The sequence below is a fragment of the Microbacterium sp. SY138 genome (assembly GCF_039729145.1).
Taxonomy (GTDB): domain Bacteria; phylum Actinomycetota; class Actinomycetes; order Actinomycetales; family Microbacteriaceae; genus Microbacterium; species Microbacterium maritypicum_A.
Map to the genome: position 1 here is coordinate 1709546 of NZ_CP155793.1, position 12963 is coordinate 1722508.

At 68.2% G+C, this 12963-nt stretch carries 10 protein-coding genes and 1 other RNA gene; 8 read left to right on the forward strand and 3 right to left on the reverse strand.

Annotated elements, in window-relative coordinates:
* The first annotated feature begins 12 nt into the window (after window positions 1-12).
* The 4 genes from ABDC25_RS08135 to ABDC25_RS08150 all read left to right on the forward strand — a co-directional run bounded on the left by ABDC25_RS08135 (window position 13) and on the right by ABDC25_RS08150 (window position 3571).
* Window positions 13-747 (forward strand): C4-type zinc ribbon domain-containing protein, encoded by a 735-nt coding sequence (locus tag ABDC25_RS08135; RefSeq protein ID WP_029260271.1) that lies wholly within the window; start codon window positions 13-15, stop codon window positions 745-747.
* Window positions 748-769: 22 nt separating this feature from the next.
* Complete coding sequence (locus ABDC25_RS08140) at window positions 770-2470, forward strand: bifunctional 3'-5' exonuclease/DNA polymerase (protein WP_347125758.1); 1701 nt, start codon at window positions 770-772, stop codon at window positions 2468-2470.
* 43 nt (window positions 2471-2513) lie between these two features.
* An RNA gene (rnpB, locus tag ABDC25_RS08145) (RNase P RNA component class A) lies at window positions 2514-2870 on the forward strand.
* A 122-nt stretch (window positions 2871-2992) separates the two neighbouring features.
* Complete coding sequence (locus ABDC25_RS08150) at window positions 2993-3571, forward strand: hypothetical protein (RefSeq protein WP_021200711.1); 579 nt, start codon at window positions 2993-2995, stop codon at window positions 3569-3571.
* Between the two features lie 263 nt (window positions 3572-3834).
* Here the strand turns inward: ABDC25_RS08150 and ppgK are convergent, their stop codons facing one another.
* Window positions 3835-4581 (reverse strand): polyphosphate--glucose phosphotransferase, encoded by a 747-nt coding sequence (ppgK, locus tag ABDC25_RS08155; protein ID WP_021200710.1) that lies wholly within the window; start codon window positions 4579-4581, stop codon window positions 3835-3837.
* A gap of 68 nt (window positions 4582-4649) precedes the next feature.
* Here ppgK and ABDC25_RS08160 point away from each other — a divergent pair, with 68 nt between their 5' ends.
* Genes ABDC25_RS08160 through ABDC25_RS08175 form a run of 4 tightly spaced genes read left to right on the forward strand, consistent with a single transcriptional unit; the run spans window position 4650 to window position 10170 of the window.
* Window positions 4650-4874 (forward strand): hypothetical protein, encoded by a 225-nt coding sequence (locus ABDC25_RS08160; protein ID WP_021200709.1) that lies wholly within the window; start codon window positions 4650-4652, stop codon window positions 4872-4874.
* A 2-nt stretch (window positions 4875-4876) separates the two neighbouring features.
* Window positions 4877-6214: a type I glutamate--ammonia ligase gene (gene glnA, locus ABDC25_RS08165; RefSeq protein WP_021200708.1), complete on the forward strand. Its 1338-nt coding sequence runs from the start codon at window positions 4877-4879 to the stop codon at window positions 6212-6214.
* Between the two features lie 9 nt (window positions 6215-6223).
* A complete protein-coding gene (locus tag ABDC25_RS08170; RefSeq protein WP_029265070.1) occupies window positions 6224-9199 on the forward strand; it encodes a bifunctional [glutamine synthetase] adenylyltransferase/[glutamine synthetase]-adenylyl-L-tyrosine phosphorylase in 2976 nt (991 codons plus the stop codon).
* Window positions 9200-9249: 50 nt separating this feature from the next.
* Window positions 9250-10170, forward strand: a complete 921-nt coding sequence (locus ABDC25_RS08175; RefSeq protein WP_029260275.1) for a diacylglycerol kinase family protein — start codon at window positions 9250-9252, stop codon at window positions 10168-10170.
* A 27-nt stretch (window positions 10171-10197) separates the two neighbouring features.
* Here the strand turns inward: ABDC25_RS08175 and ABDC25_RS08180 are convergent, their stop codons facing one another.
* Both ABDC25_RS08180 and ABDC25_RS08185 read right to left on the reverse strand, forming a co-directional pair.
* On the reverse strand, window positions 10198-11346 hold the full coding sequence (locus ABDC25_RS08180; protein ID WP_167254018.1) for an AI-2E family transporter: 1149 nt from the start codon (window positions 11344-11346) through the stop codon (window positions 10198-10200).
* 91 nt (window positions 11347-11437) lie between these two features.
* The gene (locus ABDC25_RS08185) at window positions 11438-12913 is read right to left on the reverse strand and encodes a LuxR C-terminal-related transcriptional regulator (protein WP_347125763.1); all 1476 of its coding nucleotides are present in this window, start codon (window positions 12911-12913) and stop codon (window positions 11438-11440) included.
* Window positions 12914-12963: the final 50 nt, after the last annotated feature.

Sequence of the window (12963 nt, forward strand, 5' to 3'; positions counted from 1 at the left end):
AGATTTGAGAGCGTGAACGCCAGCCCCGAGAACCAGCGCACCCTGCTCGACATCGCCGACCTCGATCGGCGCATCGCGCAGACCGAGCGTGCACGAACGAAGCCGAGCCAGGCGGGGCGGATCACCGAGCTCGTCGCGATCCGCCAGGAGCAGCTCCGCGAGCTGACCTCTCTCGCCGGCACCCGCGACGATGTGCGCACCGAGCTGAAGCGCCTGGAATCCGATGTCGCCGTCGTCGAGGCACGACGGAATCGCGACGCGGAGCGGCTCGCCGCATCGACGAACTCCAAGGACGCGCAGGCGCTCGAGCACGAACTGGCGAGCCTCGCCCGCCGGCAGAGCGACCTCGAGGACGCCGAACTCGATGTGATGGGACGGCTCGAGGAAGCAGAAGCCGCCCTCGCCGCCCAGCAGGCACTTCTCGACACCACGACGGCGGAGGGTTCCGCGCTGACGGCGCAGGCGAAGGCGGATGTCGCCGCGGCCACCGAGCTCGGTGCACAACTCGCCCGCGATCGGGCTGCCGTTGCGGAAGGCGTGGCGCCGGAGCTGCTGGCCGAGTACGCACGCCGTGCCGCGAACAGCGCGGGCGCCGCGCTGCTCACTCGCGGCACCTGCGAAGGCTGCCGCATCCTGCTCCCCAGCACCGACCTGAACGACATCCGTCGCGCGGCCGACGACCTCGTGGTCTCATGTCCCGAATGCGGCTGCATCCTCGTGCGCACCGAGGAGTCCGGGCTCGCATGAGCGGCGCCTGCGCGCGCCGGCGATGACGACACCGGCGTCGGGCGTCGAGAGACGCATCGCGCTGATCTCCGTCGGGCCGCGGGAGTACGCGGCGATCGAACTCGACGGGAAAGACCGAGAGCAGGACCGCACGTTTCTGCGCGCCGATGATCTCGCCGCGTGGGTCCGTTCGGTCGAGGATTCCGATGCTCCGCGATGGATCATGCGCTCCGCCGCGGAAACCTATGCGCTTCTCCTACGCCACGGAGTTCGGATCACGCGCAGCCATGATCTGGTCCTGTGCCACGCCATCCTGCGGGACACCTCGGCGGTTCCGAGCCCGCTCCCGGCATCGCCCGATTGGGAGCGACGCGAACCGGCCGCAGCGGTCCCATCGCTGTTCGACGTGTTCGACGATGTCGTCGATGACGATGCGGTCGCCGTGACGCTCGATCAGTACCGGGCGCAGCGCGACGTGATCGCTGCGGCACCGGACGGACGTCTCACACTGCTGTGCGCCGCCGAATCGGCGGGTGGCCTGATCGCCGAGGAGATGCGGGTCGCAGGGTTGCCCTGGGACGCGGGCGTGCACGATGCGATCCTGACCGACGCCCTGGGGACGCGTCCGGTCGCCGGGGGAGTGCCGAGCCGCATGGTCGAGCTCGGCGATCGGGTGCGTGAGCTCCTCGGTGACTCCTCGCTCCACCTCGACAGCCAGCAGAAGCTGCTTCGGGCGCTGCATCGCGTCGGCATCCAGGTGGAGTCCACGAGTCGGTGGGAGCTTGCAGAGCACGATCATCCCGTGGTCGAACCGCTGCTCGCGTACAAGAAGCTCTCGAGACTGCTCAGCGCGAACGGCTGGGCATGGCTTGCGGAGTGGGTGCACGAGGGACGATTCCGTCCGGTGTACATCCCGGGTGGCGTCGTCACCGGGCGCTGGGCCTCGGCCGGCGGTGGGGCGCTCCAGCTGCCGAGGAGCCTGCGCCCCGCAGTGCGGGCGGATCCCGGATGGACTCTGGTCGTGGCGGACGTCGCGCAGTTGGAACCCCGGATGCTCGCCGCGATGGCGGCCGATGAGGCGATGGCCCGGGCCGCCCGGGGGAGTGATCTCTACGCCGGAGTCGTCGCCTCCGGTGCGGTCGCGACCCGAGAGGAGGCGAAGTACGCGGTTCTCGGAGCGATGTACGGAGCCACGACGGGCGACAGCGGCCGGCTGGTTCCGCGCCTGCGCAAGGTGTACCCGCGCGCGATGGCGCTCGTCGATGCCGCAGCGCGCACGGGAGAGGACGGTGGCATCGTGTCGACCTGGCTCGGCCGATCCTCCCCGCGGCCATCGGTGGAGTGGATGCGGCTGCAGTCGGAAGCGACCGACGCGGACGCCGACCCGGCGGTCGTGGCTCTCGCGCGACGCAGAGCACGCGACTGGGGGCGGTTCACCCGGAACTTCGTGGTGCAGGGCACGGCTGCCGAGTGGTCCTTGATCTGGTTGGCGGAGATCCGTCATCGGCTGCAGCAGATCCCCGAGGTGTTCGCCGAGGCTGCGGCATCCGGTCCGTTCGCACGCGCGCCGCACCTCGCGTTCTTCCTGCACGACGAGGTGATCCTGCATGTTCCGCTCGAACATGCCGAGGCCGCCGCGGAGGCCGTGCGAGAGGCAGCGGCCACCGCGACGACGAGACTGTTCGGCTCTTTCCCGATCGATGTGCCCCTCGACCTGCGCATCGCGGAGTCGGCGGAGAAGTAGTCGCAGGCCGGGGGATCCGGAGAACGTAGACTGGAGACGCGAATGGGTCGACTGGACGGCCGCGTTGCGGGTGACCGCACCGAGGAACGTCCGGGCTCCTCAGGGCAGGACGGTGGGTAACGCCCACCCGGAGCAATCCGCGAGAAAGTGCCACAGAGAGTAGACCGCCCCGCAAGGGGTAAGGGTGAAAGGGTGGTGTAAGAGACCACCGGGGGCCATGGTGACATGGCCCGCCAGGTAAACCTCGTCCGGAGCAAGGTCAGACAGAGGATGTTGACGCGGCTCGCCGAGTCCTCGGGTAGACCGCTAGAGTGCCACGGCAACGTGTCGCCGAGAGAGATGGCCGTCGAAGGGGCGAAGAACCCCGGAACAGAACCCGGCGTACAGGTCGGCCCATTCGCATTCACGATCTAATCAAGTTCATTTCGATTCTGTACGTCGAGGTGGCGCGTGGGGACCTCGCAGTGACACGCTCGGCGTTCGCTGCTGGTTCGTATGCCGGCTACCCTGTAGCGTTCGTTCATGTCGTACCGCACGCCCGCCGCGACCACGGCGCTTCTCCTCGGCTTGTCCACCGCAGCGCTCACCGGCTGTGGCGCGCCGACCCCGGGAGCCGTCGAGTCACCTGCCGAGGCTCAGCCCACCCTGGCACCGAGCATCCAGCCGACGTCGGGCGCCGACCCGGTCCCCGCGGCCACACCCCAGTGCCGGCGGCCAGGCGGAGATGGGACGATCTCCAACGGCGAGCCGCTGGACGTCGGTCTGTACGACGGCATGGTCGACCTGGGATCGCGCGCAGGAGCGAATGGGACCGTCGTGTCCGCGGATGACGGCTCGCTCGCGTCGTACCTGGTCGCGTCGGGCGACTACAAGGATGCGATCCTCGAACGGCTTTGTCTCGGCCCGTACTCGTACGAAGCCCTGAACGCGGTTCGTCGCGGGAGCCTGCACTCTGTCGACCCCACGAACCAGACGTACCTGACCCCGCTCTACGCCGGTGACACGCTGAACCTCAGCCCGTACACGATCACGAGTGTGGGGGATGTGAACGGCGAGGTGCACGCGTACGAGACCACGTTCGTCCTGCCGCCGCAGCGCTGACCGGCCGCGGGCGTTTTGCCCCCGGACGAGAGGCGGGACGTCGCCCGTATGAGTCGGGCCATTCACCTCACCGGACTTGGTCGACCCACCCCCGGTGGGTGCACGAGGATTCGGTGACCTCCGCGAGGCTCGCGGGGGGTGGATCTGCCCACCGAAGACCGCCAGGGGGTCCACCATCCAGCGGCTGATCGTCCCCGAAGGCGAACGAAGGCCCCGATGACTGCAGAGTCAGCGGGGCCTTCGGGTGTCCGGTGTCGTGGCGATCAGTCCCCGGCCAGGGACGCCGCACCGATGATGCCGGAGTTGTTGCGGTGGATCGCCGGGACGATCGGGGTCTTGAGATCGAGAAGCGGGAGGAAGTCGCCCGCATTCTTCGACACGCCGCCGCCGACCACGAACAGGTCGGGGCTGAACAGGAACTCGATGTGCGAGTAGAACGCCTGCAGGCGCTCGGCCCACTCGGCCCAGGTGAGGTTCTCGCGCTCGCGCGCCGAGGTCGCGGCGTACGTCTCGACCGACTCGTACTCACGGAAGTTCAGGTGCCCGAGCTCGGTGTTCGGCAGCAGCACACCGTCGTAGAGGAAAGCCGATCCGATACCGGTGCCGAGGGTCGTCAGAAGGGTGAAGCCGCGCACGTCCCTGGCGGCTCCGTGGCGGGCCTCCGCGACGCCGGCGGCATCGGCGTCGTTGACGAAGACGATGTTGCGGCCGAGGCCGTCCCGGAAGAACCGCTCCGCGTCGAAGTCGATCCACTCCTTCGAGACGTTCGCGGCGGAGAGGGTCTTGCCGCGCTTGACGATCGCCGGGAAGGCGACACCGAGCGGAAGGGTGGAGTCGTGGACGTCGAGCGTCTTCAGAACGGTCTGCACGGCGTTGAGCACATCCTGCGGCGATGCGCCCTCGGGAGTGGGGACCCGCACCCGGTCGGATGCCATGATTCCGTGCTCGAGGTCGACGATTCCTGCTTTGATACCCGTGCCGCCGATGTCGACGCCGATCGCTTTTGCCATGGGCGATAGCTTAGCGACCGCGGTGCGCGCCAGTAGGATCGATGACATCACGTGAAGAAGGGGCAGACATGTCTGACGGCGACCACAAGTACTGGTACAACTCCACGACCGGCGAGATCGAGTTCGGCATGATCTCGCCCTCCATCGACCGCATCGGTCCGTTCGACACGGAGGCCGAGGCCCGCCGTGCGCCCGAGGTCGTCAAGGAGCGTTCGCGCGCCTGGGCCGAGGAAGAGGCCGTCGAGCAGGGCTGGGATGTCAAGGGCGACGCAAAGGGCCAGGGCGCAGAGTAGCCATGGACAAGCAGAGGGACTTCGTCCTCCGGACCATCGAGGAGCGCGGCGTCAAGTTCGTGCGGCTGTGGTTCACGGACGTGATCGGCACGCTCAAGTCGGTGGCCATCGCGCCGGCCGAGGTCGAGGGCGCCTTCGCGGAGGGCATCGGGTTCGACGGTTCGGCGATCGAGGGGCTGACACGCACCTACGAATCCGATCTGCTCGCGCAGCCCGATCCGACGACGTTCCAGACGCTGCCCTGGCGCGGGGAGATCGACCCGACCGCGCGCATGTTCTGCGACCTGACGACGCCCGACGGGCAGCCGGCCGTCGCCGACCCGCGTCACGTGCTCAAGCGCACGCTCGCGAAGGCCGCGGACGCCGGATTCACGTTCTACACGCATCCGGAGATCGAGTTCTATCTGCTGAAGTCCTCCTCGTTCGGTCCCGACGGCCCCGTGCCCGTGGACTCGGCCGGATACTTCGACAATGTTCCCGGTGGCACGGCACACGACTTCCGCCGCCGCTCGGTGCGGATGCTGGAAGACCTCGGCATCTCCGTGGAGTTCAGCCACCATGAAGGCGGCCCCGGGCAGAACGAGATCGATCTCCGTTACGCGGACGCACTCACGACAGCCGACAACATCATGACCTTCCGCACGGTGATCAAGGAGGTGGCGATCGAGCAGGGCGTCTATGCGACGTTCATGCCGAAGCCCCTCAGCGACCAGCCCGGCAGCGGGATGCACACGCACATGTCGCTGTTCGAAGGCGACCAGAACGCGTTCTACGAAGAAGGCGCCAAGTACCAGCTGTCGAAGACAGGGCGGCACTTCATCGCGGGCCTGCTCCGTCATGCGAACGAGATCTCTGCAGTCACCAACCAGTTCGTCAACTCGTACAAGCGCCTGTGGGGCGGCGACGAGGCGCCGAGCTTCGTGACCTGGGGCCACGCCAACCGCTCCGCTCTCGTCCGCGTGCCGATGTACAAGCCCAACAAGAGCCAGTCGTCCCGCGTGGAGTACCGGGGCATCGATTCGGCGTCGAACCCGTATCTCGCGTACGCACTCCTGCTCGCAGCGGGGCTCAAAGGAATCGAGGAGGGATACGATCTCCCGCCCGAGGCCGAGAACAACGTGTGGTCGCTGAGCGACGCCGAGCGGCGTGCACTGGGCTACGAGGCGCTGCCGGCGAGTCTCGACCATGCCCTGGAGTACATGGAGGCATCCGAGCTCGTCGCGGAGACGCTGGGCGAGCAGGTCTTCAACTACGTGCTGCTCAACAAGCGCAAGGAATGGGAGGCCTACCGAGGTCAGGTCACCCCGTTCGAGCTGAAGAGCAATCTCGAACTGCTCTGATCCGCACAGATGGCGCGTCCTGACGATTCGGTCTCCCTCTCCGCGCTGGCGAGGCTCGGCTTCTCCGAGTTGAGTGAAGCCGCGGCCTCTCTCGCTGAGCTGGCGGCCATTCTGGATCAGCCGCGCTCGGTCCTGCTCGAGGCGGCCGACGCCGCCGACCCCGATGCAGCGGTGCGCGGACTCCTGCGGGTGGCGCGCCGCGACGAGGAGCCGTTGCGGCGGCTGCTGGTCGACGAGGAGACCCGTCGGCGGGTATGGCGGGTGTTCGGCGCGTCGGAAGGGTTCGCCGAGTTCTTCCTCCGCCACCCGGATCAGCTCTCGGTCCTGGAAGGGCCGATCGTCGGGCTGCCCTCGTCGGCGGAGCTGCAGGAGCGCCTGCTGGCTGCGGTGGGCGCGGAAGACGGCTTCGCGCAGTCGGGCGACGATGATGCGGTCGTCGCGATCAGAATCGCGTATCGTCGGCATCTCGCCGCTATCGCCGCCTATGACCTCTCGCATCCGCACCCGGAGTCGATCGTCGGACCGGTGTCTGCGGCGCTGGCGGACATCGCGGGTGCCGCCCTCGAAGCGTCGCTCGCCGTCGCCAGGGCCAGACTGCAGGCATCGATGGGCCGTGCGGAAGTGGCCGCGACGCGTCTCGCCGTCATCGGGATGGGCAAGGCCGGGGCTCGCGAGCTGAACTACGTCAGCGACGTCGATGTGATCTTCGTCGGCGGGAGTAGCGACGAGGAGATCCTCTCGGAGGCGCGGGCGATCGATATCGCCACGCGACTCGCGCGCGAGACCATGCGCAACCTCGACGCCATCGAGGTGGAGCCGCCGCTGTGGGAGGTGGACGCCGCTCTCCGCCCCGAAGGCAAGCAGGGTGCACTGGTCCGCTCGCTCGCGTCGCACCTCGCGTACTACGACCGCTGGGCGAAGAGCTGGGAGTTCCAGGCGCTGCTCAAGGCCCGTCCGATCGCGGGAGACGCCGAGCTCGGGGGCGAGTACATCGCCGCGGTGCAGCCGAAGATCTGGTCGAGCGCGGCGCGACAGGACTTCGTGGAGAGCGTGCAGCGCATGCGGGAGCGCGTGATGGAGCACATCGATCCCGAGGATGCGCCGTATCAGCTGAAGCTCGGAGCCGGCGGTCTGCGAGACATCGAGTTCACGGTGCAGCTGCTGCAACTGGTCCACGGTCTCACCGACGAATCGCTGCGCACGCGTGGAACCCTCGAGAGTCTCGACGCACTCGTCGAGGGCGGCTACATCGGGCGCGTCGATGCAGCCGCGTTCGCCGACGACTATCGTCTGCTGCGGCTCATGGAGCACCGCCTCCAGCTCAGGGAGCTCAGCCGCACGCATCTGATGCCGCGCACTCCTGCCGGTCTTCGGATCCTGGCGCGAGGCACCGGACTGGCCGAGAGCGGCGAGGGCGTGTGGGCGCGCTGGGAGAGCGTGCGGCGCGAGGTGCGCGAGATCCACACCCGCCTGTTCTACCGGCCGCTGCTCAGCGCCGTCGCCGGGCTGCCGGAGGAGGAGCGCACGCTCTCCGCAGCCCAGGCGCACGACCGCCTGGCGGCGATCGGGTTCCGTGACCCGGCGGGAGCTCTCCGGCACATCGGCGCCCTCACGAGCGGACTGAGCCGTAAGGCGACGATCCAACGCCACCTGATGCCCATCATGGTGCGGTGGTTCGCGGACGGCAGCGACCCCGACTATGCGCTCCTCGCATTCCGGCGCATCAGCGAGCGACTCGGGGACACTCCCTGGTTCCTGCGGATGCTGCGGGACTCCTCAGGGGCCGCCGAGAGTCTCACCCGCCTGTTGTCATCCTCACGCTACGTCGGGGAGCTCCTGGAGTGGATCCCCGAATCCGTGGCATGGTTGGACAGCACGGGGCGTCTGCGCCCTCGGGGCGCGGCAGCGCTCGACGAGGAGGCTCGTGCGATACAGACGCGTCATGAGTCCATCGGCGATGCGCTGCGCGCCGTCAGGGCGCTGCGACGGCGTGAGCTCCTGCGCACCGCTATGGGAGCAGTCCTCGACGTCCTCACCATCGAAGAGGTGGCCACCGCACTCACCGAGATCACCGAGGCCACGATTCAAGCCGCCCTGCGCGCGGTGATCCGCGAGGTGGTCCCGCTCGAAGACGAGGCGTTGGACTTCGCCGTCATCGCGATGGGACGGTTCGGTGGCGCCGAGCTCGGCTTCGGGTCCGACGCCGACATCCTCTACGTGTACGACGCGAACGGCGTCGATCCGCAGCGGGCTCAGAAGCTGGCGACGCAGATCGTGGCGGGCCTGCGGGAGCATCTGACCGATCACCGCCTTCCGCTCGACCTCGATGCTGACCTCCGACCGGAGGGACGCAACGGGCCCGTCGTCCGCTCCATCGAGGCGTACACGGAGTACTACCGACGCTGGTCGCTGTCCTGGGAGGCGCAGGCCCTGCTCCGCGCCCGCGGCGTGGCCGGGAGTGCGAAGCTGATCACGCGGTTCACCGCCCTGGCCGACACGATCCGCTATCCGGAGTCCGTCGATCTGCAGGGCACACGTGAGATCAAGCGGATCAAGGCCAGGGTCGAGGGGGAGCGGCTGCCGCAGGGCGCCGATCCGCGGCGTCACCTGAAACTCGGTCCCGGCTCGCTCAGCGACGTGGAGTGGCTGGTGCAGCTGCTGCAGCTGCAGCATGCGCACGCGGTTCCCGGGTTGCGCACGACGTCGACGCTCGGTGCCCTCGAGGCTGCCGTCGCGGCTGATCTCGTCTCCGAGGAAGACGCGCTGCGCCTTCGTGAAGCCTGGCTCCTGTCCAGCCGTCTCCGCTCTGCGATCACCCTGCTCACGGGGCAGACGAGTGACGTGCTGCCGGCGGATCGTCGGCAGCTCGACGCGATCGGCAGGCTCCTGGGCTACCCCGATCGATCGGCGACCGAGCTCGAAGAGGACTACCTCGGGGTCACCCGACGCGCACGGAAGACCTTCGAGCAGCTCTTCTACGGCTGAGTCCGCGCCCTGAGTTTGCGGTATCGGGCGAGGTGTCCCAAGCTGACGATATGACCCACGCACGTATCGGCATCGTCTGGAACCCTTCGAAGGTCGAGCAGGAGGTCCTGCAGACCGCCGTGAGCGGCGTGTTCGACGCTCAGTACGATATCCGCTGGTGGGAGACGACTCCGGAGGACCCGGGCCGGGGCATGGCTCGCGAGGCCCGCGAAGACGGCCGCGACATCGTGATCGCCGTCGGCGGCGATGGCACTGTACGCGCCGTCGCGGAGTCCCTGGCGGGGTCTGACACAGCACTGGGGATCGTGCCGCAGGGGACCGGCAACCTGCTTGCGCGCAACCTCGACGTTCCGCTGAACAACGTGAAGGCGGCGTTGGAGCGCGTGCGCGACGCCGAGCCCCGTCGGATCGACCTCGGCTGGGTCTCGTACGACGGCACCGAGCACGCCTTCGCCGTGATGGTCGGCTTCGGCGTCGATGCGCAGATGCTGGTGGAGACCGACGACGACCTCAAGTCCAAGGCCGGCTGGCTGGCCTACGTGGAGGCGATGGGCCGCGCACTCGCCGGCACCGAGATGACCGACATCACTTTGGCGATCGACGGGGAGAAGGCCGTGGCCGTGCGGGGACACACCATGCTCATCGGCAACTGCGGGATGGTGCAGGGCGGCATCCGGCTGCTTCCCGATGCGGTGCTCGACGACGGCAAGCTCGACGTGCTCATGATCAGCGCGGACGGTGCGCTGCAGTGGCTCGACACGCTCCGTTCCTTCGTCTGGGACAACGGCATCCGCCGTCTCTTCGGTGCCACCGACGAGGCCGTGAGCACCGAGTCCGCCCGCCACCTTCCGGTAGAGAGCATCTCGGTCGAGCTGAAGACGCCCCTCGTGTTCGAGATCGACGGGGAGGAGATGGGCGAGGTCACCGCGTTCGACGTGCGCGTCGAGCCGGGCGCCCTCCTGGTCCGCTGAGGTCGAACGCCCCGTCCCGTCCCCGTGTCAGCGGGTGACGGGCGGGGGGACGATCTTGCGGTCCTGCGCGGGGAACGTCACCTTCTGGATGATGATGATGATGCTCGCGGCCACGGGGATCGCGACCAGGGCGCCCAGGATGCCGCCCAGCGCGGCGCCGGCCACCGCGGCGATCACGACGAGCGCACCCGGCACGGCGACGGCCTTGCTCATGATGCGCGGCGACAGCACGTATGCCTCGATCTGCATGTAGATGAGGTAGTAGATGATCGCGATCAGCGCGGTCAGCGGAGAGACGAACAGGCAGATCAGCGAGTTGATGATCGACGCGGTCAGCGTGCCGACCAGCGGGATCATCGAGCCGATGAAGGCGATCAGGGCGAGCAGGGCCGGAACCGGGGCGCCGATGATGCTGAGGAAGATGAGGCTCAGGATGCCGTTGATGAGTGCGAGGCTCACCTGGCCGATGACGTAGCGGCCCACGGCGCCGGAGACGTCTTCGAGGAGGCCGCTGAAGGTGTCGCGCTGGTAGGCGGGCACGAAGCGGGCGGCCACGTGCTTCATGCTGCGCAGGGACGCCATGAAGTACAGCGTCAGGATCAGGACGATCGTGATCCCGGTGAAGCCGCCGGCGATACCCGCGCCCACGGCGAACACACCACCCCCGATGTCGAGGAAGTTGTTGGGGTCCTGCACGAAGCCGAGGATGCCTTGCACGGCGTCGTCGATCGTCGAGCCGAACTGACCGCTGACGTCCTTGAACCAGTCGCTGGCCATGAAGTCCTTGATCATCTGCGGTCCGTCTTTGATCAGGTTGCTGATCTGCTCGACGAGCAGCGGGACGATCGCGAGGATGACGCCGGCGAACGCCAGGATGACCGCGGCGACCACGATGGTGACGGCCGCGGGGCGGGGGAGCTTCTTCTCGATGAAGGTGACGATCGGATCGAGCCCGAGTGCGAGGAACACGGCGACGCCGATGTAGACGAGCACGGTCGCGAGCTGCCCGACGACGCTGCCGATCCCCAGCGCCACGAGGACTCCGAGGGCGCCCAGCAGGCCGAACATGAATGGGTTGGTCCTGGCGTATGCGGCGACCGCATTCGACGGCTGCGATGAACGCGGCTCCGCCGACGCGCGCAGCTCGGTGTTCGCGGTCACTCTTCTACGGCGCATGATTCCCCCGGTCGATGGTCAGACTCACCAGTTGATCACCCTGGATCCCGCGCGGTCAAGCCGGTGGCGCGGCGTGGCGACGTCTGATTCCTCACCTCGCGTCGGCGGTGAGGACGGCCCCCCGTCGCGAGGTCACGCCGAGCTTGCGATAGATGGAGCGGATGTGGGTCTTGACGGTGGGATAGGCGACCCCCAGACGCGTGGAGATCTCTTCGGCGGTCATCGTCGTGCGCAGGTATGCGAGGACTTCGCTCTCGCGCGGGGTGAGGACGCCCGTCCGTCGTCGGGCCAGCTCTCCCCGTCGTTCGAGAATCGTTCCGAGGAACTCATCGTGGCGGGATCCGCGGTGGGCATGGGCGATCAGGAGATCGCCGATGAGCGGATCATCCGAGAGGAATGGAGTGAGGATCCGCTCGGGGGCTGCGGATTCGAGGGCTCTGTCGAGCTGTTCGTGCGCGTCCGCTCCATGCCCTGCGGTGGAGCGCAGGGCCGCTGCAGTGACGAGCGTGCTCGCCCGCGCGTAGCGTGGCAGCGCGCCCGATGTCGCCAGCCGCAGCGCCTGCGCAGCCGACGCGGGTTCTTCGAGGACACGATAGAGCTCCGCGAGCACCGCGTGGGCGACGGCGGCACCGGGGCGGGCGAGTGCCGGCGCCGCGATGGTTCGAGCGCGGTCGTCGTGTCCCTCGGCGTGCGCGAGCAGTGCGGAGATCACGCGGCGCAGCGTGTCCCAGGGGATGCCGTGCTTATCGTCCTTGCTCACCCCGTGGAGCAGGCCGGCCGCGGCGAAGTATCGGTCTTCGCGCCTGAGCGCGATGATGCTCATGACCAGGTACAGCCGGGCGAGGGCTTCGAAGTTGTTGCCGGGAGCGCCGTCGTCCACTGCTTGTTCGAGGTGGGCGATCGCTTCGTCGTAGTCGCCTCGCCAGTATGCGATGGTGCCGCGGTTCGCCTGGGGGAGCCCGCCCTCGAAGATGTCCCAGTCCGACGGCGAGGACGAGACGGGAAGCGCATCGAGCGTCTGCTCGGCATCGGTGAAGAGACCGGCGTGGGTCAAGGCGAAGGCGAGATTGGACTGGGCGAGGCGATAGGTCTCCGGCCGCCCGCGCAAGCGGGCTTCGTCTGAGGCTGAGCGCAGGAGGCCGATGGCACCGGAGAGGTCGCGACGGAGGCGCACTTCCGTCCAGCCGAGGAGGAAGAGCGCCGAGGGATAGTCGTCGTCGGGCCCGCACTCGGTCAGAGCTTCTCGAGCGCGATCGGCGACCGTGGCCTTCGTCAGGGTGTCGGCAGCGAGGAGGAGCTCGGTGAAGCAGACCACGAAGTCATCGTCAGCGATGCGCATTCCTTGGCCGCGAAGGAACGTGGCACCGTGGGAATCGCCGAGGAGGTCGCGGCAGCAGGCACGGATGAGGAGGACGTGCGGGTCGTGCGGCTCGGGGTGGGCGAGGCAGAGCTGCTCGAGATCTCGGGTGCGGGATTCGAGGATGAGACGGAGCCAGTTCCGGCGCAGCGCCGCGCGGGCGAGTGCCGGATCGCTGGGAGAAGGGGCCTCGCGGACGGCATCGATCACGGGACAACGATATCGGCGTGGGAATCCGTGATGTTGGTGGGGCAGGCAGA